The following is a 24,969-nucleotide window of genomic DNA, read 5'->3' as shown; positions in this document are numbered from 1 at the left end:
AAGGCCTGGACATGAGCACCGCAGCTTCTGCAACCGGCGTGACGAGCCGGGACGCCGCGCACAGCCTGTTCGCCCAGACAATGCAGTACGTCGCCACCACAACCGGACTGTTCGCCCTCGGGGCGTACCTCGGCCGCGACCTGCACGGAGCGATCGGGATCATCGCCTTCATCGCCGCGTTCGGCGCACTGATCGGGATGCAGTTCGCCATCCGTCGATCGGTCGGCGCGGCGGTCGCGCTGCTGAGTGCGTTCGGTCTGCTGATGGGCCTGGCGATCGCACCGACCCTTGCGTACTACGCGGCCGCCGATCCGGCCGCACTCTGGCAGGCCGGTGGCGCGACCGCCCTCTTCGTCGCCGGCTTCGGCGCCGCCGGGTACGCCACCCGCCGGGACCTGACCGCGATCGCCCGGATCGCCTCCTGGGCGCTCATCGCCCTGATCGTCTTCGGCATCGTCCTGATCTTCGTGCAGATCCCGGGCGGCGCAGTGATCTACTCCGTCCTCGGCCTGCTGATCTTCGCCGGCCTCGTCGCCTTCGACTTCCAGCGGCTACGGCGATCCACCGACCTCGCGTCCGCACCCCTGATGGCAGCGTCGATCTTCCTCGACATCCTCAACGTCTTCCTGCTCTTCCTCCAGCTCTTCTCCCGGACGAGCGAGTGATGACGACTCAGTGGAGGACGGCCAAGCGGCGGCGGGCAGACGTCAGGCTCTCGGCAGCCCGCTGCAGATGCTCGTAGGCCTCACCAAAATCAGCGCCGGCCGCCTCGAGGTACTCCCGTGGAACAGACCGTCCGGCGCCCCGGCTGGACCCCACTTCACCATCTGGCCGTAGCGCTCCAGGTTGAACGAGCGCATCATCTGCGCGGCAGCAGACATGATCGTCCGGAGCTCGTGGATGTCCGACACCACAGCAGCGATGTCGACTTTGTCATCAGTGCGCCGCCGCTCCAGCTCGACGGCACGCAGCACCCGGAGTACGCATCCTGCAGTGCAGCCGTAACCTCGTTAGCCCCGACATCCATCAGTCGCTCCCTCCTGGTGCACGCCTGACTACCGCAGCACCCGCCACCGAGCAAGCCATAACTCGTTGAAACCGCCACTTCGTTACCAGACAGTTCGGCGCCACCGAGTGCGCGGAGGATCCCCGCTGTCTCGACGGAGAGCGCAGTCCCGGCATGCGCAGCGTCAACCGGGCATGTCGGGAGCGCGCGAGTGGACTTCCAGCCGATCTGGGACTCGGTTCACCGGCACGGCCACGACCTTTTCGGCCGCCTCGATCCTTTGCCAGCGCCCTGCCGCCATCGCGCGCCTGCGGCTAAGCCCGTCCTGCGGTCCGGCTTCGAACACGCCCAAGCCCGCCGCGCCATGCACATCCCACTCGGCGAGCGGTGCAACCTCTTCGTACGCGAATCCTGACTAGGCCAGCTCGCGCAATCGGGCCTTGGCCCCCCGCTCGACGAACAACGGCACGAAGTCGCGGATCGGGACCTGCTCGAACTCGGGGCGCGACTCACTCACGACCTGCGCCACATCGTTCTCCGGCACCTGCGGAAACTGCTTGGCCAGCCGATCGATCACCTCACCGATCGCGAGGTCCCCATCTGACCTGTCCATGCCTCGACGATGATCCGCCCACCCGACGCAGACAAGCCCGTCCAACATGTGACCAACCCGACCCAGATCCGCCGTAGCGCCCGGGGATCCGTTGACCCAACCAGGGATTCTGACGAGGACCAGCGACCGACTGGCGCGGGTGCCGGCCGGCTTGAACCGGACCCCGGCGCGCTCCTCGGTGGGCGGCGGTGGCGTGTCACGAAAGGGGTGGCTGTGCGGACTTTGTTCGTGTCGGTGGATCGAGAAACCCGAAAGGACGGAATCCCCCATGAGCAAGCATTTCCTCGAGGCAGCGGCCCAGGACTTCGCGGACGCGACGGCCAAGCCGCCGTTCCTGTACGAACTCGGCCCGGACGGCGCCCGCAAAGTCCTCGACGACGTCCAGGCCGCGCCGATCGCCAAGCTCGACGTGGCCGAGAAATGGATCACCGTTCCGGCGGAGGTCGGCGACGTGCAGGTCCGCATCGTGAAGCCCGTCGATGCGACTGGCACCCTCCCGGCCGTCTTGTACATGCACGGCGGCGGCTGGGTCCTCGGCAACGCCGCTACACACGACCGGCTCGTTCGCGAACTGGCCGTCGGAGCCAACACCGCGGTCGTATTCGTGGAGTACGACCGCTCACCGGAGGCCCACTACCCGGTCGCCATCGAGCAGGGATACGCGACCGCACGGTGGATCACCGAGCACGGTGCGACCGAGGGCCTCGACGCGACGCGGATGGCGGTCGCCGGCGATTCGGTCGGCGGCAACATGACGGCCGCACTGGCGCTGCTCGCCAAGCAGCGCGGGGACGTCACGTTCGTCCACCAGTCGATGTACTACCCGGTGACCGATGCCGGACAAGACACCGACAGCTACCACGAGTTTGCCGACGGTCCGTTCCTCACCGCCAAAGGGATGGCCTGGTTCTGGGACTGCTACCTGCCCGACGAGGCCACCCGCTCCGAGATCACCGCGTCCCCACTGCGGGCGAGCATCGATCAACTCACCGGGCTGCCCGAAGCGTTCCTGATCGTCGACGAGAACGACGTACTCCGCGACGAGGGCGAAGCGTACGGCCGCAGGCTCACCGAAGCCGGCGTACGCACGACCTGCCTGCGCTACAACGGCATCATCCACGACTTCATGATGCTCAACCCGCTCCGCGAGACCGCCGCCACGACCGGCGCGGTCGAGCAAGCGATCCACGTCCTCCGCAAGGCCCTCGGCACCGACTGACCCCGATGCCCGGGAAAACCGAATGCCGCGTCGCCACCCGGGCGACGCGGCATCTCCTACGCAGCACGTGGCCCTCCGTACGACACTAGGCGGCGCCAAGTGCGGACAGAAGACTGCGCACAGGTGGTCGCCTGCCAACTGGGGGGAAAGCTGTCGTTCGTGGTCTCACCCGCTCCATCCTTCCGGTCATGGTCACGAGCCACGGCAGAATGAGGCTGTGGAGCAGCGGATCGCTACGACGAGGCTGGCCGATGGTTCGCGGGTCGCGTATGCGGTGGTGGGGCGGGGGCCGGTGCTGGTGCATGCGCCGGGATGGCTTACCCATCTGGAGCTGAGTTGGGCGATGCCGGCCGAGCGTGCCTTGTACGAGTCCTTGGCGCAGGGGCGGACGGTGGTCCGTTACGACAAGGTGGGCTGCGGGCTGTCGGGGGCCTCGGAGCGGGTTCCGTCGATGGAACTGGAACTCGAGACACTCGATGCTGTCGTCCGGGCGGTCGGCGCTTCGCGATTCGATCTGTTCGGTGCGTCATTGGGGGCCGCGGTGGCCGCCGCGTGGACGGCGGGGCATCCGGCGCACGTCTCGCGGTTGGTCCTGTACGGGGGGTGGGTACGCGGAGCCGACATCGCGGCTGTGCGGGTCCGTGAGCATGTCCTCGGATTGATCGCGGAGCATTGGGGCCTTGGTTCGGACGTGCTGGCCGACATCTTCGCCCCCGATGCCGATGCCTCGACCAGAGCGGCGTTCGTCCGATACCAGCGCGAGGCCACGACGCCCCAGACCGCGCGCGCGATGCTCGCCCTCGCATATGACCTCGACATCACCGAGCTGCTCGCGAACGTTCAGACCCCCACGCTCGTGTTGCATCGCGACCATGACCGGGCTGCGCCGCTGGAGCAGGCTCGGTTGCTCGCCGCCGGAATCCCGGACGCGCGATTGGAGGTGCTGACCGGCCGCGATCACCTTCCGTACGTCGGCGACCTGGACGCCATCGTGCAAGCCACGCGACGCTTCCTTGGGCTCTCACCGCTGCGATCTCTTCCCGGCACGTCGGTGACACGACGCCAGTACGAGGTGGCGCAATTGGTCGCCCAGGGGCTGACGAACAGGGACATCGCCGGCCGGCTCGGCATCAGCGAGCGCTCGGCGGAGTCGCACGTGGAGCGCATCCGGGTTCGGCTGGGTTTCCGGTCGCGGTCCCAGATCGCAGCCTGGGTCGTCGCTGGTGGTCGTTGAGGCCCTGACGAAGTGCGGTAGTTCCACTGCTGACACGCGATCTCGGCGTCACTGATGCTGGAGGATGTGACAAGTTATCCGACCGGCGCGGCCTCGCGCGTCTACTCCGCGTTCGCCTACCTTGCGTTCGCGGTGACTGCGACGTGGGCGATCGCGTTCCTCGCCGACCTGCGAATCGTCCCCGTCATCGACGACTTCCCCAAGGGGCCGGCCTGGCTGGCGGTGCTTGTCGATTCGGCCCTGCTGTTGGTGTTCGCGCTCCAGCACTCCGTGATGGCCCGCGCCGGCGTGAAGCGACGGATTGCGCGAGTCGTGCCCGCTGCGCTTGAGCGCAGTACGTACGTACTGTCAACGAGCCTGTGCCTCGGCCTGATGTTCTGGCAGTGGCGTGGACTGCCTGGCTCGATCTGGCGGGTCGATGCTCAACCGTGGATTGCGTTGTTGTGGGGGATCTGCGCGGTGGGTTGGGTGATCGCACTCAGCTCGACCTTCATGATCGATCATCTCGACTTCGTGGGCCTGCGCCAGGGCGGCTGGGCGCGGCGCGGACGCTACACCTCGCCGTCCTTCGCGGAGCGCTGGATGTACGCGTGGCTGCGACATCCGATGATGCTGGGGCTGCTGGTCGCCTTCTGGACAACCCCGTCGATGACCACCGGGCACCTGCTGTTCGCGGTCGCTGCATCGGCATACATCGCCGTCGGCGTCCGGTTCGAGGAGCGCGACCTGCACCGTCAACTCGGCGACGTGTACGGCGAGTACGCGCGGCGCGTGCCCCGGTTCGTGCCCCGCCAGCCGCGATCGGCACACGCGGTCCCCCGAAGCGAGAAGACGGTAGGCCTGTCATGACAATGTCACCGAACGGATCGACCGAGCGCCCCGTGAGCAGTCCCCGCGTCGGTACGGCGATCCCGGCGATAGGAGGCCGTCTGCTCACGGGCACGCAACGGCGCGAGGCACTGATCGGCATCGCCGACGCCGGGCTGGACCACGTGGTGTTCGGCGACCACATCAGCTTTCACGGAGGCTTCGGCATGGACGGCCTGATCCAGGCCGCCGCGTCACTGGGATGCCGCCCCGACCTCGGCGTCTACGTCGGCTTGTATCTGCTGCCGCTGCGTCACCCGGTTCCGGTAGCCCGCCAACTCAGCGACCTCGCCGAACTGGCGCCGGGCAAACTCAGCCTAGGCGTCGGCATCGGCGGCGAGGACCGCCACGAAGTCGCTGTCTGCGGCGTCGATCCGACGACCCGAGGCAAGCGGATGGACGAATCACTGACGGTCCTGCGCAACCTGATCGCCGGCGATCGGGTCACCTTCCACGGCGACCACTTCACCGTCGACGAGGCACTCGTACGGCCGATCCCGACCAAGCCCGCCCCGCTGATCGTCGGAGGCAGGTCCCAAGCAGCACTCGACCGCGCCGCGCGCCTGGGCGACGGTTGGCTCGGGATCTGGATCTCACCCAGCCGGTTTGCGGCAGCAACAGCAACCATCGCCGCCCTCGGAACGGAAATCGGCCGCGAGACCGCAGCGTTCTCGCACGGACTCAACGTCTGGTGCGGACTGGCCCCGAACCGCGCCCGTGCCAGATCCGCCGTCGCTGATGCGATGCAGGCCACCTACCGGCTGCCATTCGACAAGTTCGAGCGGTACTCGCCATTCGGCTCCGCTGCGGAGGTAACCGACTTCCTCGGCCCCTATGTCGAGGCAGGATGCACAACCTTCAACCTCATCCCGTGCGGCGACAACCCCGAGACGGTGATCACAATGGCCGGCGAGATCCACCGACAGCTCACCGGCGATGCTCGGCGAGCCGCTCCCCACGACACCCTGATCTGCATCAGAACGTAGCGGTGACGAAGGGCTCACCGGCCCCGACGGGCGGCTGCCGTTGGTCGCAGCGGCAGCCGCCTGAGCGCCGGTTATCGCAGGAACTGCAGGAGGATCCTGGTGAGCTCGGCGGGGTGTTCCTGGTACAGCCAGTGCCCGGAGTTCGGGACAACCACCCCGGTCACATTGGTGGCGTACCCACGGACCCAAGTGGCCTCACGGCTACCAAGGTTGCCCGAGGCGCCGATGGCGAGGACCGGCATGCTGAGCTTGGTCTTCTGGTAGATGGCGTTGTCCTTGACGTCTTGTGGCAGGGTGGCGAACCACTGGATGCTTGCCCGCAAGTGTCCTGGTTGCGCGAGGGCGTGGGCGTAGATGTCCAGGTCGCATGCGGTGAGGGCGCCCTTGACCACCTCGCTCGTCGGCATGAAGTCGGTCACCCACTTGCGCTCCCTGCCGGTCATCAAGTCCTCGGCCAGGCCGTCTTTCTCGGCGAACAGGCCGAACCACCACAGCCCGGGGCCGTTCGGAGTCAGCGAGGGGAACGTGTAGATGGTCGGGTCCGGGATCGGGGCTTCACTGAGCACGAGTTTCACGACGTCACCAGGATGGGCGGCGGCGTACGGATAGGCGACCGTGGTGCCGATGTCATGGCCGACGACCCTGATGTCGCGGCTGAGCCCGAGCTTGACCATGAGCGCGTAGATGTCGGCGGCCATGGCCTTCTTCGTGTAGGCGGCGGAGGAAGCGGGAGCATCGCTCAGCCCGGCGCCGGGCAGGTCGGGCGCGACGACCGTGTAGTGCTTGGCGAGCGCGGGCAGGATGTGGTCCCACGTGAACCAGGTCTGCGGGTAGCCGTGCAGCAGGAGCAGGGTGGGCCCGTGACCGCCGCGCACGTAGTTGATGCCGATGCCGTTGACTTTGACTTTGCGCTCGATGAAGCCGGCCGGGGGTGACGGGTTGAGTGAGCAGGCGCGCTGGGCCGTAAGGGCAGCGCTCCCCGGGGCGGATCGAGCGCGAGCGGATCCGGCTTGGGCGGACGCCCCCGATCCGGACGTGATGAGCAGCCCGGCGATGCCGGCGACCGCCGCGATCACGATGGCGAGTGCACGCACGCTTGTCAGGTGCGCGAGACGAGACGACCGTGTAGCTGTATTCATTTCCAAACCTCTCGCAAGCGGATGGTGCTTCCACTCGATGAGAACCGCCTGCTCGCGAAGGCCGATACCAGACTGAGTGGGCCTGGATGAGATAGCTTCCATCTCTCCTGGAGATCCCGAGGCCGGAGCGCGCGGTCCAGCCCGGGGGGGTACGTCGAAGCGCTCGCCCGCGAGGTCGGCGACTGTCACACGGTCACGGCGGACGAGTTCGTGATCACTGCGACAGGTCAGCGCGAGGGGCTCGCTGGCCAGCGAGGTAAGACGCAACCGTCCGCGTTGCTCCAAGGCCGGTCCGATGGCGCAGTCGAGCTCGCCGTTCTCCACCATGTCGAGCATGACCAGCGCGGCGGCGGGGCGCATCCGCACGTCGACGCCGGGGTGGTCGCGCAGGAACGCGCCGAGGTAGCCCGCGAACGGTACGACGTACTGCGCCGAAAGGGCGATGCCGAGGCGGAGCCGGCCTGCACGACCGAAACCCCTCACCTGCCGGCAGCTCGCCCTCGACGCAGGTTCTGAGGACTGTCCCTGGTCGCGTTTACGCTTCGAGAGTGAATCGGATCGACCGGCTGTATGCCGTGGTGGAGGAGCTTCGCGCAGCTGGGCTGCGCGGGCGTACCGCGCGACAGTTGGCCACGCACTTCGAGGTCAGTGTGCGGACGATCGAGCGGGATCTCAGCGCGCTGGGTCAGGCTGGGGTGCCGCTCGCGACGAAGCAGGGCCGAGGGGGCGGCTTCACGATCGACCGGTCGATGAGCCTGCCGCCGCTGAACTTCACCCCGCGCGAGGCGGCGGCCGTAGCGGTGGCGCTGAGCCGGACCGAGCACGTCCTGTTCAGGAAGGACGCACGCAGCGCGCTGCAGAAGATCATCGCCGCCATGCCTGAGCGCGCCCTCGCCGAGGCACGCAGCGCGGCCGCGAAGGTGCGGCTGCTCGTGCAGCCTGTTCCGGACCCCGACGCCGAGATCGCCGAGACCATCTGGCGGGCCCTCCGTGACAACCACGTGCTCCGGATCCACTACATCGACGTCGGCGGCGTGGAAACGGTCAGAGAGGTCGAGCCGCAGCACGTCGTGGTCGGCCCCAACGGCTCCTATCTCACTGCATGGTGCCGCCTGCGGGGAGACGACCGGGTGTTCCGGATGGACCGCATCACCGAGGCCGAGCAGTCGCCTCGCCTGCCGCGCCCGCGGCCGGTGCCGGAGCCGGTCGTCGATGGCCATGAGACGAAACTGCCGGCGTCGGCCCTGCGTCCCGAAGATCTCCTGCCGAACTCCGACATAGGGCTGTCGCGAACGACCGAGACAGTGGATTCAGCCCGCTATACCGGCGGATGATCCGAGCAGCAAGGAGACACCGATGACCACCCCCGCTCCCGGCACCCTGGCCTGGTTCGAAGTCGGCACCAGCGACCCCGACGGCGCCCAGAAGTTCTACGGCAGCCTGTTCGACTGGACCTTCGACGCCGACGGACCTGCGGCGTCCGGCCTGGACTACCGCAACATCACCGCCTCCGGCGCAAGTGCGCCGATGGGCGGTATCGCCAACACCGGCGACTCACCCGGCCATGCCGTGTTCTACATCCTCGTCGCCGACGTCGCGGCCACCTGTGCCGACGCCGAACAGCTCGGCGGTTCAGTGGTGAGCAAGCACCTCGACCCCGGCCCGGGCGCCCCGGCGTTCGCGTACCTGTGCGACCCGTCCGGCAACAAATTCGGCGTCTTCACGCCACCGGCGGCCTGATGGCAGGAAGCAGGAAGGGCACGTCCCCGGCGGAGTCATCCGCCGGGGAGGTCGCCCGTGACCTCTACGACGAGCTCACCGACGACCTGCTCTACGACCCTGCCATCGGCCGGGCCACGATGATGGGCTACCCGTGCGTGCGGCTCGCCGGACGCTTCCTTGCGAGCTACGACGGCACGTCAGGTCTGGTCGTCAAGGTCCCGCGCGACCGGGTCACCGAAATCATCGAGACCGGCACCGGTAGCCCGTTCGCCCCCGCCGGCAAGGTCTTTCGCGAGTGGGTGTCCATCCCGACGCCCGATCGTGAACTGTGGACCGCTCTGCTCGCCGAGGCCGTCGAGTTCGCCCGACAGTCACTCCACCAAGAGCAGTAGGCAACAGGTGCGGCGCGCCATCGTCAGGTCTGGCGACTTTATATCGGGTCAGTTGTCCATCTTCTGCGTCCGCCGTTCGTAGTGTGGGTGAGAGCGGGAGCAGTGTCTCGCGGCACCGAAGGGATCCCCACGATGACGTACTACCTGTTGCGGCCCGGGCAAGCGGTTCCAGGTGCGCCGATGTCCGAGGACGAGATGAACGAGCACATGCAGGCGATCTGGCGGCTCGAGGCTGACATGAAGTCCACCGGTGCCTGGGTGTTCGGAGGACGGTTGCACGATCCCTCGACCGCCACCGTCGTACGGGCCGAGGCTGACGACGTACTGACCACCGACGGGCCCTTCGCCGAGACCAAGGATCATCTCGGCGGCTTCTATCTGATCCGGACGAGCAACCTCGATGGCGCGCTGGAGTGGGCCGGGAAGGTCAGCGCTTTGATCCGGGCCTCGATCGAGGTCCGGCCGTTCGTCGACGAGATGACTTCCTAGCGCCGCCCATGACAGCCGACCGCGAGGCGATCGGCCGGGTCTTCCGCGTAGAGTCCGGCCGGTCCGTCGCTGCCCTGATCGCGATGTTCGGCGACATCGACCTGGCCGAGGACGCGGTCCAGGACGCGTTCGCGATCGCCGTACGGCGCTGGCCCGCCGAGGGAATGCCGCCCAACCCGGGTGGCTGGATCACCGTCACCGCCCGAAACCGCGCGATCGACAAGGTACGGCGTGATGCCCGAGGCAACGAATTGCTCCGGGACACCACCATGGAACCGACCGGGGCCGACACCGTGCCTGACGACCGGCTGCGACTCATCTTCACCTGTTGCCATCCAGCACTCGCCCCGCAGAGCCAGGTCGAACTGACGTTGCGGTTGTTGTGCGGCCTGTCGACCGCTGACGTCGCCAGGGCGTTCCTCACCAACGAACCGGCAATGGCCAAACGGCTGGTGCGCACCAAGCACAAGATCAAGGCGGCGAACATCCCCTACCGGATCCCCGACGACACCGAACTGCCCGATCGGCTCCGCGCGGTCCAGGCCGCCATCTACCTGACCTATAGCACCGGATACTGCGAGCCGCACCGCTCTCCCGATCTGTCCGGCGAAGCCATCGACCTGGGCCGGATGCTACGGCTGCTCATGCCCGACGAGCCCGAGGTCGCCGGCCTACTCGCACTGATGCTCCTCACCCAGGCCCGTCGTCGAAGCCGCACCGACAGCACCGGCGAGCTCGTTCTGCTGCGCGATCAGGACCGCCGGCTGTGGGACCGCGCTCTGATCCGGGAAGGGCACAGCCTGGTCCGCTGGTGCCTGCGCCGCAACGAGCCCGGCCATTACCAGTTAGAGGCAGCGATCGCCGCGGTGCACGCCGAGGCACCCGCGTTCGAAGACACCGACTGGCAACAGATCCTCGCCTTGTACGACCAACTGATGACCGTCGCCCCCACTCCGGTGGTCGCCCTCAACCGGGCGGTGGCAGTCGGCGAAGTCCACGGCGCAGCGAGAGGCCTCCACGAGATCGACCAGATCAACCTGCCGAGCTACTACCCGTTCCACGCGGCGCGGGCGGAATTTCTCCATCGACAAGGGCATTTCGAGGACGCCGTACGCGCCTTCCGAACGGCTGCGTGGTTGGCTCCGGACGGCGCGGAGCGACGCTACCTCCAACGCCGACTGCACTCGTGCTGAGGTACTGGACTGGTTCCTCGGCCGTCAGGGGTGGTCTGGCGGCTGACGGGTCAGAGCGGCGACGGCTGTGGCGATCTCGGCTGGAAAGTCCTCTTGGAGGAAGTGTTTGCCGGGGACTGTGGGTATGTCGCCGAGTCGGGCCGCGAGGCGAGCCTGTACGCCGTACGTGCGCAGCGGCAGCGCGGTGTCCTTGCTGCCCCACAGTATTCCGAGGGGACGCGCGCCGGAGTCGAGGACAGCCTCGTAGCGCCGGCGCTTCTCGACAGTCGGCTCGAACGAGCGCATGATCCGCAAGAACGCGCGACCGGAATCGTCCCCGAGAAGCAGTCGCAGGTACGCGTCGACAGCGGTCCGCGGCACATCCGGACCGAACCCGATCCTTCGCATCAGGGTGCGGAAGACCACCGGTGCTCGTGCTGTCGTCAGCCAGGCCGGCCCCAGCACGCGATGAGCGAACGGCTCCATCACCCACGGGCGGCGAAAGGTGTCGACGGCAACGATCGTGTTGAGCAGCAGGATCGATCGCACCCGCTCAGGCACCGCGGCCGCGATCTCGAAACCAACGGGCCCTCCGATGTCATGCACCACGAGATGAACCCGATCCAACCCGAGCGCGTCGAGCGCGGCAGTCGCCCACCGGCCGAGCCCGGTCCAGGAATAGTCGAAAGCGTCCGGTCGCGCGGCCAGACCCAAGCCAGGCAGATCGAACGCGATCCCACGCAGCCCACGATGCGCCAGCTCGGGCAATACCGAGCGATAGACGAACGACGATGCCGGTACGCCGTGCAGACACACGACCGGCTCCGCGTCCGGCGACCCCTGATCGAGGACGAAACTCCGTACGCCGTCCGCCGTGAACTCCCGCCCAGCGGCCCGGTGAACGGCCAGAACCTCGTCAACGGTCACGACATCACTCCCCCACCGGTCAGACCGGAGCTGCGTCGCCGGCCGGGGTGATTGCCAGCCACAACCCGCCGAATTCCTCGATGTTGTGACACCGCACCTCATTCTTCCCTTCATGGGCGTAGAAATAGAGCGGATGCCCGCCGTACGTGACCTGAGTGGTGCCGTCCGCGCGCGTCGTCGTTCCGAGGAGAGACTGCTTCACTCCGCCAACCGCCACCGGGCGCCCCGTCGTCACGACAGGTGGCCACGCCTGCGCGCAGGGTCCGTAGCACGCCGGGGACGAGGAATTCTCCTTGCCGAACAAGTAGATCGCTTGGCCCGTCGCGTCGAACAGGATCGTGCCGAAGTCGCTCGAGGCGAGCTTGATGTGGGTCCCGGACCCGGCGGGAACGCCGGGCGAGGGGGTCTGCGCGCCGCTCGACGTCGAACTCCCGGTCGACGGGTGAACTGACGACGAGACCGAGCTCGCCGACGCCGGCGGTGCCTCAGCACCGGACTGGCTGCCACAACCCGCGACGACCAGTCCGCAGGCGGTGAACAAGACGATCGTGCCCATCACAACCAACTCCGACCCAGGATCCAAGTCCTCCGACCGTACTGCGGAACGACCTGCTCCGATCCCTCCGTCAGCGGACCGTAAGGCCGGCCCCTGGGCGACGCTGGGCCCAAAGGCGGGCGGACTCGAGTTGCCCAGCGAGTCGCAGCAGCGTCGCCTCGTCCCCGTACCTCCGCATAGGTCCCGGCCAGCGGCAGCGGTCCCGCCGAGGTGACCAGCTGGTGGCCGTCGACGCGCAGGCCGGGCCACGCCACGGTCGCGAACCCACCCGGTACGACGCGCAGCCTGATCCCACCGCCGTTCCGGTGCTGTGGTCCGGCGAGCACCAGTTCGGCGACTCCGTGTAGGGATCGACGGGTTACGGCCAGCGAACGTTCGTCCATTGCTGCAACCTCCTCGTGTAACGCCAGGCCAATGGTCGGCACTGATCCTTCAGACGATCCGTGTCGCGGAGGGCGGGAGACGTTACATGACAACGAACTGGCACCGGGTGGACGAGGTCGACGTACCGGCGGACGGACGGGTCCGCAGTGTCGTGGTGGACGGTCGGAGCATCGCGCTGGCCCGGTGCGAAGCGCGGCTGGGGGCTTTGGAGAATCGCTGCCCGCATCAGGGTGGTCCGCTCGGTGAGGGCTCGATCGAGACGGGACTGTTGCGGCCGGGGCGTGTCGGCGGCCGCCGTGTTCGACGTCCTGTCCACGCACCTGCCGGCGGACGCCGTGGTGACCGTTGACGTCGGCAACCATGCCTACTCGCTCGGACGGTACCTGGAGTCGAAGGGCCAGCCGGTGCTGATGTCCGGCTACCTCGGCTCGATCGGCTTCGGCTACCCGGCCGCCCTCGGCGCCTGGGCCGCCGACTACCCGGTCTGGCACACCTCACTGCGCAACCCCGACTGGGCGGCGTACGCCGAACTCTGCGGCGCGACCGGAATCCGCGTGACGACCCGCGAGGACCTCGACGACGCGATGACCGAACTCTTCGCCACCACCGGACCCGCCCTGCTCTGCATCGAGCAGGACGCCGAACTGCTCTAGGAGAAACCATGCCCGAGTACGACGACCTCCGCGCGCTGTACATCAACTGCACCCTCAAACGGTCGCCTGCCGTCAGCCACACCGAGGGCCTGATCGACGTCAGCCGGAAGATCATCGAGAAACAAGGCGTCCAGGTCGACGTGGTCCGCGCGATCGACCACGACATCGCCACCGGCGTCTGGCCGGACATGACCGAGCACGGCTGGGCGGTCGACGACTGGCCGGCGATCCAGGAGCAGGTGATGGCGGCCGACATCCTGGTGATCGCCGGACCGATCTGGCTGGGCGACAACAGCTCGGTCACCAAGCAGGTGATCGAACGCTTGTACGGCAACTCGTCGATCCTCAACGAACACGGACAGTACGCGTACTACGGACGCGTCGGCGGCTGTTTGATCACCGGTAACGAGGACGGGGTCAAGCACTGCGCGATGAACATCCTCTACTCACTGCAGCACCTCGGCTACACGGTCCCACCACAGGCCGATGCCGGATGGATCGGCGAGGCCGGCCCGGGACCGTCGTACCTGGACATGGATTCCGGCGGGCCGGACAACGATTTCACCAATCGCAACACCACGTTCATGACCTGGAACCTGTTGCATCTGGCAAGGATGCTGAAGGACGCGGGCGGCGTCCCGGCGTTCGGCAACCAGCGGTCCGAGTGGGACGCCGGTTGCCGCTTCGACTTCGAGAACCCGGAGTACCGCTGAGCACCGTGTTGTACCGTCGGCGTGTGGGGGTGGTCGTGCCGACCGACGACGTCCTCGTCGCCGGGCTGCGGGCCGGGGACGAGGAGACGTTCGCCTGCCTGCTGAACGGCTGGTCGGGCTCGATGCTGCGGCTGGCCCGGTCCTTCGTGTCGACCGCGGCCAGCGCCGAGGAGGTCGTCCAGGACACCTGGCTGGCCGTCCTCCAGGGCATCGAGCGGTTCGAAGGCCGGTCCTCGCTGCAGACCTGGGTCTACCGGATCCTGGTGAACATCGCCCGGAAGCGCGGTGTCCGGGAGCACCGGACCGTGCCGTGGGCCAGCCTGCTCCCGGACGACGAGCCGACGGTCGACCCAGGCCGCTTCCGCGGCGCGGACAACCAGTACCCGGGTGGCTGGCTCGCGTTCCCGGAGCGCTGGCCGACCACCGAGAGCGAGGTACTCGCGCACGAGGTCAGGGCCACCGTGGCCACGGCGATCGAGAGCCTGCCGATCCGGCAGCAGGCGGTGCTGACATTGCGCGACATCGACGGACAGAGCGCGGAGGACGTGTGCGCCTTGCTGGACATCTCGATGGCCAACCAGCGAGTCCTGCTGCACCGGGCCCGAGCGGCCGTCCGCGGTCATCTCGAGAAATACTTCACGACAACCGGAGGTGAGTCATGACCTGTGCTGAACTGGTCGAGCTCGTGACCGCCTACCTCGAGGGCGCGCTGGATCCCGAAACCGAGCAGCGCTTCGCCGACCACCTCGCGGTCTGCGACGGCTGCGACATCTACGTGGACCAGATGCGCCGCACGATCGCCGAGGTCGGCCAGGTCGAACCGGAAAGTCTGTCCGACCAGACTCGCGACCGGCTGCTGGAGGCCTTCCGCACATTCCCGCGGCGTTGAGCTGTATCGCGTCAAAACATTCCCGAAAGGCGTGAGCCCGCCGCAACAACAGCCTGGACATGCCTATGCTCCGTGTATGTCAGCGCTACAGGGAATGATCCCTTACATTTCACGAACGATGATTTCAGGAGCCGAAGGCTAACGGAACCCTTACCTCGACGAGGATTTGCTGCCCGGGCGGAGAAAGGCACTTAGTGTCGACGATATCCAACAATTCCCGTGAGAGGAAAACCGATGTCAGTGAAATCTGTGCGGACCCTGGTGCCCGCTGTGGCCGTGGTCGCCATTGGATCGGTAGTTGGCATCTCCCCGGCAAGCGCGGCGAGTTCGGGAGATACCTTGGCCGCCGGCGGCACCGTTGTCGGGCACGTCTACGAGACGACGAACGCCGCGGCCGGCAACGCCATCCAGGTCTTCGACAGACTGCGCGACGGCCGACTCCGGGCCGGCGTGACCGTCGCGACCGGCGGCCGAGGGCTGGGTGCCTCACTCGCGTCACAGGGTGGACTGGTGCGGGACGGCAACCTTCTGTTCGCAGTCAACGCCGGCGACGACACGGTCTCGACGCTCGCCATCACCGACCACGGTCTGGTCCGGCGCGACGTCGCCTCGAGTGGTGGCAGCCGGCCGGTCAGCATCACCGTGCGCCGTGGAGTCGTCTACGTACTCAACCAGGGCAGCGAAACCATCAGCGGACTCCGCGTCAGCCGCGGTGGCCGGCTTCAGGCACTGCCGAACTCGACCAGATCTCTGAGCAAATCGTCGACCGGCGCGACGGCCGCGGCAGAGGTCGCCTTCAGTCCCGACGGACGGACCCTTGTCGTGACTCACAAGGGCGACCGGACCATCGATACCTTCGCAGTCATCGGCGACTACGCGCATCGCGCCGTTGCGCACCGGTCGTCCGGCACGACCCCCTACGGATTTGCCTTCGACCGACGCGGTCACGCGATCGTGTCCGAGGCCGACGCCAGCGCTGTCTCGTCGTACATCGCACGCGGTGACCGGCTGCGGACCATCACCCCATCGCTGAGCGACCACCAGGCAGCTGCGTGCTGGCTGGTGGTCACCGACAACGGCCACTACGCATACACCGTGAACGCGGCCAGCGCGTCGATCTCGTCGTACCGGATCGACAGTGGAGGACGACTGCGGCTCGTCGCCTCCGTGGCCGCCACCACCAGCGGCGGGGGTACGGACGCCGCGCTCAGCGCGGACAACGACGAGCTCTACGTCCGCCTTGCGAACGGCAGTGTGGCCTCGTATGCAGTCGGCCGCGACGGCTCCCTGACAACGCAGCAGGACACCAAGGGTGCGGCCGCCGTAGGCGCTGCAGGACTCGCCACCGACTGACGGCCCCTCGTCCAGCCTGACCGACCACGCAGACCGATCGACTCTCCGTCGATCGGTCTGCTGCGAAGTTATTCCGATGCCACTGCCGTAGTCGTGTAACGCCTCGCGCCCCTTATGACACGGATGAGAGTGGCCTTACAGAGGAGATCGCAACCTTGAACGAACGTTCGCTCGATGAGTCGGTTCGCTGATGCTGGTCGATCGCTATGTCGGGGACCGGGCCCTGCTGCGCCCGCTCTTCCGGGAGGCCGACGACTCCGAGCAACAAATCGATACGTACCTCGACCTCGGCGCCGTGTTCGTGGCCGAGGACGACGGCGAGATCATCGGACACCTGCAGCTGATCACCGCCAACGACACCGCCGAGCTCAAGAGCATGGCCGTCGCCGAGAGTCGACGAGGCACGGGCGTCGGACGGGCCCTGGTTCAAGCGGCGCTCGAACACTGCCGGCAGAACACAGCGACACGCCTTCTCGTCGCCACAGCCGCCGCCGACGTCGGCAATCTGCGCTTCTACCAACGTCAAGGCTTCCGCGTGCTTCGCGTCGAGCGCGACGCGTTCGTGGCCTCGACCGGCTACCCCGACGGAATCGTCATCGACGGCATCCCGCTACGCGACCGGGTCTGGCTGAGCCACGACCTGTCAGGAGAGTCATGAAGACCGAACGGACACCGCTGTTCTGCGACGCCGACCTGGCGGCGCGTATCGAACGGGTCGAAACCCGGCTGATCGAGGCCACCGCCCTCGCCGCCCACCGCCGCATTGCCGACGGCCGAGGCTTCGTGATTCCGGTGGCAGGCGGACTCGCGAGCTTCGCCGAGGACGACTCGCCGTTCAACAAGGTGGTCGGGCTCGGCTTCGGCGGCGTACCGACTGCCGACGAGTTCGACGAGGTCGAGCACGCGTACGCCGCCGTAGGAGCGCCCGTGCAAGTCGAGCTTCCGCACCTCGCCGATCCCGAGATCGGCCTCGCCCTCAGCCGACGGGGATACCAGCTGGAGTCGTTCGAGAACGTGCTCGGCATCGCCATCGAGGACAAGTACGACGTCAGGCTGCCCGACGGGATCGAGATCCGGCCGAGTGGTGACGAGGAGTTCGACGTCTGGCTGAATGTCATGGCCGACGCGGTCGCCGTACCCGACACACAGGGGGTCCCATGGCGCGAGGAGTTTCCGCGCGACACCTACATCGAGGCCGAACGCGACGCCGCCGCAGCCGACATCACCCGCTACATCGCCTTGCTGAACGGCGACGTCGCGGGCGGAGCCGGACTCCGAACAACCGAAGGGGTCGCCCAGTTCGCCGGTGCCGCAACGCTCGCCGCCCACCGCCGCCACGGGATCCAGTCCGCTCTCCTATCCACCCGCCTCGCCGTCGCAGCCACCGCCGGCTGCGACGTCGGCGTGATCACCACCCAACCCGCATCGAAGTCCCAGCAGAACGCCCAACGCAACGGCTTCGACCTCCTCTACACCCGAGCCGTCCTCGTGAAACACCCCGCCCCCTCCTGACAACTCCACACCAAACCGACCACCACACCAACCGCCGCCGATCGTTGCCAGCAGCAAACACCGCAGGCCACGACCTCAATGCCGCCCTTCCTGCCGGCGGCTCCGATGATGCGTGAGGAGCGACCAGCAGGCTGATCGCGGCAGGTGAGGCCTCCGGAGCGGCAGGCGAGAACCGATCCCGCGTGGCGAGTCATCGCAGACTCCGCGCAGCTCTCGGCCGGGGACACCGGGCTGGCCGAGCCGCAGGAGCGCCCCAGGTGAGCCTCACGACCAGGAGCACCGGCGGCGCTGCGCCATAGATGAGCGGGCAGATGTTCTCCTCCGACCTCGTCGGAGTCCCGGTGGGGCTCTGGCGACGCGACGACGACTTGTGCCTGAATCGCGAACACGTCTACTACCGAATCCCTGGTACCCAAAGACTCAAGAGTCCGGCCCGGATCCTTTGGTACACGAGTAAAGGCGGCAAGTCAGTGGCGCAGGCTGCGGCGGTCGTTGACTCCTCGCAACTGGACGCAGTTCACGTCGGCCCACCGAACGAGTTGCACAGTCGGTTTCAGCACCTCGGCGTCTGGTCGCTGACGGACATGACCAAGGCGGCCGCAAGCGGGGAAGCATAGGCGCTGCGGTTCACGAACACGGAGATCTTCCGGCGCCAGGTCACGTATTCACGGATCCGCAAGCTGGCGACGGCACGCGGGCAGGCAGCTACCGGCGCCGGCAACGCCGGGCCGCTCGTCACGGCGCTCACCGCCGCCGTCGTCAAGGCCGGCGAGGACTACGACACCACCTGTCCCGGCGGCAGGTTCCCCCATGCCGATGATCGGCGTCCTTGATGAGGCCGAGACCTTCAGCAGCGCAGCGCGGTGAGGAACACCTCGGCGGTGAGGTTCTCGGCGTCCGGCCGGTTGCCGACTGTGCGGTGCATGACCCGGGAGAGCCAGTCGACGTTATCCCGATAGATCTCCTCCGCGCCCGAGTACGCCTGCCCGCCCGCGCGCGACGCGCCCTCATCATCATCCAATTGGGCCCCGGGTTACACGGCCGGGGTGTTGTAACCCAGGCCGCTATCTCCACACGTTCACACCCGGCCGCCATCCCGGCCGGCCGGGATCTCGTACCGAATGGAGAAGCACGTGAAGCTCACCAAGTCCTCGGTGGGCGCGCTCACTGCGACGGCGGCGGTGGCGCTCGGCATGCTGGCGGCGCCGACCGCGTTCGCGCAGGGCGGCGGCAGCGGCGGCGGCAGCGGCAGCGGCAGCGGCAGCGGCAGCAGGCTCGGCCCCGCGGTCAGCACCAGCGGCACCGGCACGCTCGGCAGCCCCTGGACGCTGAAGTCCCAGCACGACGACGACGGGCCGGGCCCCGTCGTGGGCGAGGAGTTCGAGATCAAGACGCCCGCCGGGCACGTGTGGACGGTGACGCTGGCCGACAACGGCACGTCGTTCTTCAGCCAGGATGTGACGGCCGACGCGACCGGCCTGAAGGCGATGAGCAAGACCGCCGACCTCGGCATCGACCAGCACATGTCCGCGCACGCGGTGGACAAGGCCACCGGTGAGGTCGTCGACGGCGCCGTGGACCTGCCGGCGCTCTGACCCAGCGGGCGATGACGACGGGCGGCGGTCACCCGGGCGACCGCCGCCGGTCCCCGTCCGGTTGTGGCGTGAGGATCGCGAGCTCCTGGGCGGCGCGAGTCATCGCGACGTAGCGGTCGACCGCGCCCTCGATGCCCCCGCCGAACGCCGCGGGGTCGACGAGCACGACGAGGTCGAACTCCAGCCCCTTTCGTACTTCGGGGCCAGCGACCGGACCCAGACCGTGGCCCGGAAGCCGGGATCGCCGATGATGCAGGCAACGGAAGGCTGACGTTGCCGCTGAGATTCGTACCGGATGCACCGGCCAGATAGAACGCGCTGGTCACCGCTGCAGGCGTCGCGACGCGCATCGCCACGTTGTACGTACCAGCGGTGGCGACGTTGACGGTGTAGTGGAACGACTGCCCGGTGCTGGTCCAGCCCAGGTTGTGGCCGCTATCCGACGTGGACTCGAGGTCGACGCCATCATTGCGGTAGTCGTTCGCGGTGCCGTTGGTCGAGCCCACGTTGTACGCGACGCCCTGCCCGCCGGAGTTGTTGAGGTACGGCGTACCGCCGCCGGTCACTGTGTTGCCCGTGATCGTCGCGGACCCGGAGGGAGCGGGGTAGAACGGTGGCGAGATGGCGATGCCGTTGCGCCGGCGAGGTGACGGTGTTGTTCTGGAGCAGCGTGTTCGTCGACGTGGAGTCCAGGTGATGTCAGCTGGTCGGCACCGGCTTGTTGAACATTGTGCAGAGGGTGGCGGCTTGCAGTGCTTCGGCAGCTGCGGCGATCTTCGGGTCGGACGCGAACTCGGCCCACGACTCGGTCAGGATGCTGATCGATGCTGTCTTGCGACCGGTGCCGTCGGTGACGTTCGTGGTGAGGTAGCCGGGGATGCCGCCGTCGTGACCCCAGATCGTGCCGCAGGCGGTGGCACCGGTCTGGATGCCGAGCCCGTAGCCGGGGCCGTCGGGCTGATCCGGGTCCTGGGGCACGGTGGTACGCAGCTGCGCCAACTGGGCCGCAGGCAGCAGCTTGCCGGACATCAGCGCGGACGAGAACCGGGACCAGTCCTCCGCGGTGGACACCACTGCGCCGGCCGCCGCACCCCACGCGGGGCTGTTGTCGGACACGTCCACGTGGCCGTCGTGATGCTTCCCGGCGAAGTCCCTGAACTCGGCAGGCACCTCGGGCGACATGTGGTCCGCGTCCGGTTCGTAGCCGTGCGCGTGCGCGCCGCGCCACGCCGTGCCGGTGGCGTAGTACGTGTGCGTCAGGTGCAGTGGTCTGGCGATCCGGTCGCGCACCAGCTCGGCCAGGCTCGTCCTGCTGACTCGCTCCAGCACGGCGCCGACCGCGACGTAGTTCGTGTTGCTGTACGAGAACGCCGCCCCCGGAGCAAACAGCGGCGCGTGCCGCACACCGATGGCCAGCAGCTCGGCTGACGTCCACTGCCGCCGTTCTTTGCCGAGGACCGACGGCACGAGGGCAGGATCCAGGGTGTAGTCGAACAGGCCGCTGGTGTGGTTCAGCAGCATCCGGATCGTGATCGCCTTGCCGTTGGGGATCTTGCCCGGCAGCCACTTGTCCACCGGGTCGGTCAGCGACAGTTTGCCCTCAGCAACCAGTTGCAGGACCAGGGTCGCCATCATGGTCTTGGTGCTGGACCCGACCCGGACCTCGTCGTCGGCCGTGATCAGGAAGTCCTTGCGGGTCCAGCTCGCCTGCCGGGCGATCTCGACGGGCCGGCCGGTGCCGTTGTCCACGCGGACGATGACGCCGGGCGCACCGGCGTCCACCAGCTCCCGCGCCAACCGGTCGAGCTGGGCCTGCTGCGTGGAAACAGCCGCCGATCTCGCGGCCACGCCACTGGACGCCACGGCCGGTCCGGCACTGACGGCTGCGGCGGAGAGCGCCACAGTCACGGCCATCGCGACACGTTTGTGCAAATTCATTTTTAACCTCCGTTTACGTTGGTGCATGGTTGTCCCTTGAACGGGCGACAATGGTGTTATCGGACGAGACCCACGTCGTAGGCGAAGATGACGATCTGGACGCGGTTGCGCAGGTCGAGTTTGGTGAGGATGCTGCCGACGTGTGTCTTCACGGTGGCCTCTGAGACCACCAGCTTCTCGGCGATCTCGGTGTTGCTCAGACCGGCCGCCACCGCGAGGAGCACCTCCTGCTCACGTGGGGTGAGCTGGCCGACCGCGGCGCGCGACCGGGCACCGGTGCCGTCCGGCCGGTCCGGTACGTGCGTCGTGTAGACGTCGAGGAGCCGGCGGGTAATCCGCGGCGACACGACGGCGTCGCCGTTGGCCACCGCGCGGATGGCCTGGGCCAACTCGTCGACGGGTACGTCCTTCAGGACGAACCCGCTGGCGCCGGCGCGGAGCGCGGAGAAGGCGTACTCGTCGAGGTCGAAGGTGGTCAGGACGAGCACCCGGGCGGCCGGGTTGCGGGTCACGATTCGCCGGGTGGCCTCAATACCGTCGACCCCGGGCATCCGGACGTCCATCAGGATCACGTCGGGATCGAGCTGCGCCACCAGCCGGATCGCCTCGGCCCCGTCCTGGGCCTCGCCGACGACGTCGATGTCGACCGTCTCCTCCAGAATCATCCGGAACCCGGTGCGGATCAGCGGCTGGTCGTCGGTCAGCAGTACACGGATGCTCATTGCGCCACCCTCGCGTCGGTTGGCACCGGCAGGTCGACGTGGACACGCCAGCCGCCATCGGGCTGCGGACCGGCGCTCACCGTACCGTCGTACACCGCGGCCCGCTCCCGCATGCCGGCCAGTCCATGCCCGGCCAGTGCCCCGGCTTTCGGTCGGGACGTCCCGTTGTCGTGTACGTCGACAGTCACCAGGTCGGGCCCGTGGGCGATGGCGACGCTGACCCGGGTGAGACCGTCCGCGTGCTTGAGCGCGTTGGTCAGGGCCTCCTGTACGACGCGGTACACGGTCAGCTCCAGTCCTGGCGGCATGGTGGCGGGCGTGCCCGTCACGGTCAGCGTGGCCGCCAGTCCGGTCGCCCGGACCTGGTCGAGAAGCCCGTCGAGCTGGGCGAACCCGGGTTGGGGCTGCCGGCTGTCCATCGCGTCACCGGTCCGCAGTACGCCGAGCAGCCGCCGCATCTCGTCGAGGGCTTGGCGGCCGGTGGTCGATACCTGGCGCATCGCCGTACCGGCCCGGTCCGGTTCGGTCGACTGCTTACGGGCAGCCCCCTCGGACAGGGTCACCATGACCGACAGGCTGTGGGCGACGACGTCGTGCATCTCCCGGGCGATCCGGGTCCGTTCCTCGACGGCGGCGATGACTGCCTGCTGGTCGCGTTCGCGTTCGAGTTGCTGCGCCCGGTGCGTAAGGATGCTGAGGGCGTTGTGCTGCTGGCGAACGTACATACCCAGCATGAGGCTGGCCACGACCAGACCTGAAGTGAGCACGAACGTGTCGGCCCAGCTGCCCGTCCGCTCCCAGCGCAGTGCGGCCAGCAGCGCACCTACCTCGACGACACCGGCCGACAGAACCGCCACGCGCGTCGGGTACCGGCTGGCCACGGTGTACAGAAAGATCAGCAGGACGACGTCCGCCGCCAGCTCCACGCCGACGATCCACTGCGCCAGCGCCACCGCCGAGACGAAGGCGAACGAGGACAGCGGCCAACGCCGGCGCCAGCTCAGCGGGACGACCAGCAACGCGCTGAACAACAGGTACGCCGGCAGCTGCGGATCCGCGGCCCTGGCGTGGTGCACGAGCTGAGGCACCGTACCGGCCGCCGCCGCGACAGCCAGCGTCACATCCACCACCGCAGCGTGACGACGGGTCCACGCCCTGGCGTCGCGATGAACGGTCTCGGCCCAGCCCGGAGCCGCAGCCCGGGAATCTGCCGACAACCACTCACGCCACCACAGCGAAAGACTCATGCCGCCAGCGTAGAAGTCACCCCACCCGACTACATCGCACCCAAGGCTGGCTTCGGCGCGCCCACGATCTACGACTTGAGGTGGAGATCTCCCCCGAGGGGATGTCACATCTGACCCCGCGCCGGCGTCTTGTGCTCGACGTACCGGAAGAGCCAGGACTTCGCAAGATCCCTCCGAACGCCCGGCACATGTAACCGGTGCGCCTATTGATAGCATGAACAAATCTCACGCCGTGGTTCTCGGGGGCAGCGTGGCCGGGCTTGCTCGCTGCACGGGTGCTCACGGAGCATTTCGCGCGGGTCATCATCGTCGAGCGCGACGAGCTCAGTGGGGAGTGGGCCGGCGATCCGGAGGCTGACCCGCGGGAGCGGGAGGTGCGCCGGGGCGTGCCGCAGGGGCGCCATGCCCACGGGCTGCTCGCGGCTGGACTCAATGTCGTCGAGCAACTGTTCCCCCGGGCCGCCGCGGAGCTGGTCGCGGCCGGGGTGCCCAGCGGTGACGTGCTGGGCAATGTGCGGTTCTGTGCCAACGGGTACCGGCTGCGGCAGGTCCCGAGCGGGATGACGGCGTTGTCGTTCAGTCGGCCGTACCTCGAGAACTACCTCCGCGCAAAGGTTTTCGCGCTGCCAGGCGTCGAGGTATGGAGCGGGACGGACATCGTGGACCTCGCCGCCGACGAGGGTGGGGCGCGGGTGACCGGGGCGGCCGTGCAGCGGCGCGACGGCGGCGCGGTGCAAACGATTGCTGCGGACCTGGTCGTGGATGCCACCGGTCGCGGTTCACGGGCTCCGCGGTGGTTGGCCGACCTCGGCTACGAGCGGCCCCGCGAGGAGCGGTTGTACGTCGACCTCGCCTATGTGTCGCGGCACTACAAGGTCGACCCGGCGTCGCTCGACGGCGACATCGCGATCATCATCGGGCCATCCGCGGCGGCGCCGCGCGGCGGCGCGGTCATGCTCCAGGAAGCCGGCCGGGCGGTCATCACCCTGTTCGGCATCCTCGGCGACCACGCGCCGGTCGACGACGCGGGATACCGCGCGTACGCCGGTCGGCTGCCGCTGCCGTACGTCGCCGACATCATTGAGGCGTCGGTGCCGCTCGACGACCCGGTGAAGTTCCGCTACCCGGGCAGCGTCCGGCACCGCTACGACCGGCTGCGGCGCTTTCCGAAGGGCTTCGTCGTCCTCGGTGACGCGATGTGCTCTTTCAATCCGATGTACGGACAGGGCATGTCGGTCGCCGCCGTGGAAGCATTGCGCCTCGGCGACGCTCTTGCTCGCGACGGCGGTGCCGGTTTCGACGCCCTGCGGTTCTTCCGCACGGTACGTCCCGTTGTCGACATCCCGTGGCAGATCGCGACTGGCGGCGACGCGGCCCTACCCGGCGTCGACGGGCCGCGCGATGCGCGCACACGCATGGTGAACCGCTACCTCGACCGGCTCTACGCCAGCGCGGCCCACGACGAGGTGGTGTCGCTGGCGTTCAGCCGGGTCACCAATCTACTGGATCCACCGACGGCGCTACTGCGCCCGGCAATCGCGGCCCGGGTGCTGGGGCGACGAGGCCAGGCCGCTGCCTGAGCACGAGTCGTGTGCCCAGCACGAGAACGTCAACGTGCGAAGCGGGTGATGAGGGTGTTCA

Annotated in this window: 31 protein-coding genes and 2 pseudogenes; 21 read left to right on the top strand and 12 right to left on the bottom strand. The window is 68.0% G+C overall.

Features of this window, described 5'->3' with window-relative positions; all coding sequences use genetic code 11:
- Positions 1-11: 11 nt before the first annotated feature.
- Positions 12-665 (top strand): Bax inhibitor-1/YccA family protein, encoded by a 654-nt coding sequence (locus OG876_RS28730; RefSeq protein ID WP_328519760.1) that lies wholly within the window; start codon positions 12-14, stop codon positions 663-665.
- A 42-nt stretch (positions 666-707) separates the two neighbouring features.
- Here the strand turns inward: OG876_RS28730 and OG876_RS28725 are convergent, their stop codons facing one another.
- Together OG876_RS28725 and OG876_RS28720 are read right to left on the bottom strand one after the other, a co-directional pair.
- A complete protein-coding gene (locus tag OG876_RS28725) occupies positions 708-974 on the bottom strand; it encodes a hypothetical protein (protein ID WP_328519759.1) in 267 nt (88 codons plus the stop codon).
- 447 nt (positions 975-1,421) lie between these two features.
- Positions 1,422-1,619 (bottom strand): three-helix bundle dimerization domain-containing protein, encoded by a 198-nt coding sequence (locus OG876_RS28720; RefSeq protein WP_328519758.1) that lies wholly within the window; start codon positions 1,617-1,619, stop codon positions 1,422-1,424.
- Between the two features lie 268 nt (positions 1,620-1,887).
- Here OG876_RS28720 and OG876_RS28715 point away from each other — a divergent pair, with 268 nt between their 5' ends.
- From OG876_RS28715 to OG876_RS28700, 4 genes are all read left to right on the top strand, one after another.
- Positions 1,888-2,838, top strand: coding sequence for an alpha/beta hydrolase (locus OG876_RS28715; RefSeq protein WP_328519757.1), 951 nt, complete (start codon positions 1,888-1,890; stop codon positions 2,836-2,838).
- Positions 2,839-3,055: 217 nt separating this feature from the next.
- On the top strand, positions 3,056-4,072 hold the full coding sequence (locus tag OG876_RS28710) for an alpha/beta fold hydrolase (protein WP_328519756.1): 1,017 nt from the start codon (positions 3,056-3,058) through the stop codon (positions 4,070-4,072).
- Positions 4,073-4,138: 66 nt separating this feature from the next.
- A complete protein-coding gene (locus OG876_RS28705; protein ID WP_328519755.1) occupies positions 4,139-4,921 on the top strand; it encodes a methyltransferase family protein in 783 nt (260 codons plus the stop codon).
- Positions 4,922-4,953: 32 nt separating this feature from the next.
- Positions 4,954-5,925: an LLM class flavin-dependent oxidoreductase gene (locus OG876_RS28700; RefSeq protein ID WP_328519754.1), complete on the top strand. Its 972-nt coding sequence runs from the start codon at positions 4,954-4,956 to the stop codon at positions 5,923-5,925.
- Positions 5,926-5,996: 71 nt separating this feature from the next.
- Here the strand turns inward: OG876_RS28700 and OG876_RS28695 are convergent, their stop codons facing one another.
- The gene (locus OG876_RS28695; RefSeq protein WP_328519753.1) at positions 5,997-7,019 is read right to left on the bottom strand and encodes an alpha/beta fold hydrolase; all 1,023 of its coding nucleotides are present in this window, start codon (positions 7,017-7,019) and stop codon (positions 5,997-5,999) included.
- A 249-nt stretch (positions 7,020-7,268) separates the two neighbouring features.
- Positions 7,269-7,547: pseudogene (locus OG876_RS44110) on the bottom strand (LysR substrate-binding domain-containing protein); the annotation flags it as partial.
- Positions 7,548-7,612: 65 nt separating this feature from the next.
- On the opposite strand from OG876_RS44110, the gene OG876_RS28685 reads away from it, so the two are divergent.
- From OG876_RS28685 to OG876_RS28665, 5 genes are all read left to right on the top strand, one after another.
- The gene (locus OG876_RS28685; RefSeq protein WP_328519751.1) at positions 7,613-8,398 is read left to right on the top strand and encodes a helix-turn-helix transcriptional regulator; all 786 of its coding nucleotides are present in this window, start codon (positions 7,613-7,615) and stop codon (positions 8,396-8,398) included.
- A 22-nt stretch (positions 8,399-8,420) separates the two neighbouring features.
- Positions 8,421-8,804: a VOC family protein gene (locus OG876_RS28680; RefSeq protein ID WP_328519750.1), complete on the top strand. Its 384-nt coding sequence runs from the start codon at positions 8,421-8,423 to the stop codon at positions 8,802-8,804.
- A complete protein-coding gene (locus tag OG876_RS28675; protein WP_328519749.1) occupies positions 8,804-9,178 on the top strand; it encodes a hypothetical protein in 375 nt (124 codons plus the stop codon). The genes OG876_RS28680 and OG876_RS28675 overlap by 1 nt, the downstream gene beginning before the upstream one ends.
- Positions 9,179-9,310: 132 nt before the next feature.
- On the top strand, positions 9,311-9,667 hold the full coding sequence (locus OG876_RS28670; RefSeq protein ID WP_328519748.1) for a YciI family protein: 357 nt from the start codon (positions 9,311-9,313) through the stop codon (positions 9,665-9,667).
- Between the two features lie 8 nt (positions 9,668-9,675).
- Entirely contained in the window at positions 9,676-10,860 is a 1,185-nt protein-coding gene (locus OG876_RS28665) for an RNA polymerase sigma factor (protein WP_328519747.1), read from the top strand.
- 24 nt (positions 10,861-10,884) lie between these two features.
- Here OG876_RS28665 and OG876_RS28660 read toward each other — a convergent pair whose 3' ends face one another.
- Positions 10,885-11,766, bottom strand: a complete 882-nt coding sequence (locus tag OG876_RS28660) for an alpha/beta fold hydrolase (RefSeq protein ID WP_328519746.1) — start codon at positions 11,764-11,766, stop codon at positions 10,885-10,887.
- A 19-nt stretch (positions 11,767-11,785) separates the two neighbouring features.
- Positions 11,786-12,322, bottom strand: coding sequence for a COG4315 family predicted lipoprotein (locus tag OG876_RS28655; RefSeq protein WP_328519745.1), 537 nt, complete (start codon positions 12,320-12,322; stop codon positions 11,786-11,788).
- Between the two features lie 221 nt (positions 12,323-12,543).
- On the opposite strand from OG876_RS28655, the gene OG876_RS28650 reads away from it, so the two are divergent.
- The 9 genes from OG876_RS28650 to OG876_RS28615 all read left to right on the top strand — a co-directional run bounded on the left by OG876_RS28650 (position 12,544) and on the right by OG876_RS28615 (position 17,826).
- Entirely contained in the window at positions 12,544-12,669 is a 126-nt protein-coding gene (locus OG876_RS28650; protein WP_328519744.1) for a hypothetical protein, read from the top strand.
- A 122-nt stretch (positions 12,670-12,791) separates the two neighbouring features.
- On the top strand, positions 12,792-13,055 hold the full coding sequence (locus tag OG876_RS44105; protein ID WP_442914032.1) for a Rieske (2Fe-2S) protein: 264 nt from the start codon (positions 12,792-12,794) through the stop codon (positions 13,053-13,055).
- Positions 12,988-13,359: a thiamine pyrophosphate-dependent enzyme gene (locus OG876_RS28645; RefSeq protein ID WP_328519743.1), complete on the top strand. Its 372-nt coding sequence runs from the start codon at positions 12,988-12,990 to the stop codon at positions 13,357-13,359. Before OG876_RS44105 ends, OG876_RS28645 begins: the two co-directional genes overlap by 68 nt.
- An 8-nt stretch (positions 13,360-13,367) precedes the next feature.
- Positions 13,368-14,072: a flavodoxin family protein gene (locus OG876_RS28640; protein WP_328519742.1), complete on the top strand. Its 705-nt coding sequence runs from the start codon at positions 13,368-13,370 to the stop codon at positions 14,070-14,072.
- A gap of 23 nt (positions 14,073-14,095) precedes the next feature.
- On the top strand, positions 14,096-14,734 hold the full coding sequence (locus OG876_RS28635) for an RNA polymerase sigma factor (RefSeq protein WP_328519741.1): 639 nt from the start codon (positions 14,096-14,098) through the stop codon (positions 14,732-14,734).
- Positions 14,731-14,961, top strand: coding sequence for an anti-sigma factor family protein (locus tag OG876_RS28630; RefSeq protein WP_328519740.1), 231 nt, complete (start codon positions 14,731-14,733; stop codon positions 14,959-14,961). The genes OG876_RS28635 and OG876_RS28630 overlap by 4 nt, the downstream gene beginning before the upstream one ends.
- Before the next feature lie 234 nt (positions 14,962-15,195).
- Positions 15,196-16,314, top strand: coding sequence for a lactonase family protein (locus OG876_RS28625; protein ID WP_328519739.1), 1,119 nt, complete (start codon positions 15,196-15,198; stop codon positions 16,312-16,314).
- Between the two features lie 190 nt (positions 16,315-16,504).
- Complete coding sequence (locus tag OG876_RS28620) at positions 16,505-16,972, top strand: GNAT family N-acetyltransferase (RefSeq protein ID WP_328519738.1); 468 nt, start codon at positions 16,505-16,507, stop codon at positions 16,970-16,972.
- On the top strand, positions 16,969-17,826 hold the full coding sequence (locus OG876_RS28615) for a GNAT family N-acetyltransferase (RefSeq protein WP_328519737.1): 858 nt from the start codon (positions 16,969-16,971) through the stop codon (positions 17,824-17,826). Before OG876_RS28620 ends, OG876_RS28615 begins: the two co-directional genes overlap by 4 nt.
- Positions 17,827-18,673: 847 nt before the next feature.
- On the opposite strand, the gene OG876_RS28610 is transcribed toward OG876_RS28615, so the two are convergent.
- On the bottom strand, positions 18,674-18,847 hold the full coding sequence (locus OG876_RS28610; protein ID WP_328519736.1) for a hypothetical protein: 174 nt from the start codon (positions 18,845-18,847) through the stop codon (positions 18,674-18,676).
- Between the two features lie 100 nt (positions 18,848-18,947).
- Here OG876_RS28610 and OG876_RS28605 point away from each other — a divergent pair, with 100 nt between their 5' ends.
- Complete coding sequence (locus tag OG876_RS28605; protein ID WP_328519735.1) at positions 18,948-19,421, top strand: hypothetical protein; 474 nt, start codon at positions 18,948-18,950, stop codon at positions 19,419-19,421.
- A gap of 28 nt (positions 19,422-19,449) precedes the next feature.
- On the opposite strand, the gene OG876_RS28600 is transcribed toward OG876_RS28605, so the two are convergent.
- From OG876_RS28600 to OG876_RS28585, 5 genes and pseudogenes are all read right to left on the bottom strand, one after another.
- Positions 19,450-19,587 (bottom strand): hypothetical protein, encoded by a 138-nt coding sequence (locus tag OG876_RS28600; protein WP_328519734.1) that lies wholly within the window; start codon positions 19,585-19,587, stop codon positions 19,450-19,452.
- Between the two features lie 157 nt (positions 19,588-19,744).
- Positions 19,745-19,927, bottom strand: a pseudogene (locus tag OG876_RS44100) (carbohydrate-binding protein); the annotation flags it as partial.
- Between the two features lie 193 nt (positions 19,928-20,120).
- Positions 20,121-21,335, bottom strand: a complete 1,215-nt coding sequence (locus OG876_RS28595; protein WP_328519733.1) for a serine hydrolase domain-containing protein — start codon at positions 21,333-21,335, stop codon at positions 20,121-20,123.
- Between the two features lie 80 nt (positions 21,336-21,415).
- Positions 21,416-22,081: a response regulator transcription factor gene (locus tag OG876_RS28590; RefSeq protein ID WP_328519732.1), complete on the bottom strand. Its 666-nt coding sequence runs from the start codon at positions 22,079-22,081 to the stop codon at positions 21,416-21,418.
- Entirely contained in the window at positions 22,078-23,328 is a 1,251-nt protein-coding gene (locus OG876_RS28585; RefSeq protein WP_328519731.1) for a sensor histidine kinase, read from the bottom strand. The genes OG876_RS28590 and OG876_RS28585 overlap by 4 nt, the downstream gene beginning before the upstream one ends.
- A 275-nt stretch (positions 23,329-23,603) precedes the next feature.
- Here OG876_RS28585 and OG876_RS28580 point away from each other — a divergent pair, with 275 nt between their 5' ends.
- Positions 23,604-24,908 (top strand): NAD(P)/FAD-dependent oxidoreductase, encoded by a 1,305-nt coding sequence (locus tag OG876_RS28580; protein WP_328519730.1) that lies wholly within the window; start codon positions 23,604-23,606, stop codon positions 24,906-24,908.
- Positions 24,909-24,969: the final 61 nt, after the last annotated feature.

This window comes from Kribbella sp. NBC_00359, assembly GCF_036097425.1.
Classification (GTDB): Bacteria; Actinomycetota; Actinomycetes; order Propionibacteriales; family Kribbellaceae; genus Kribbella.
Note: the sequence above shows the minus strand (reverse complement) of the source record. Positions and strands in the feature narration are given on the sequence as shown.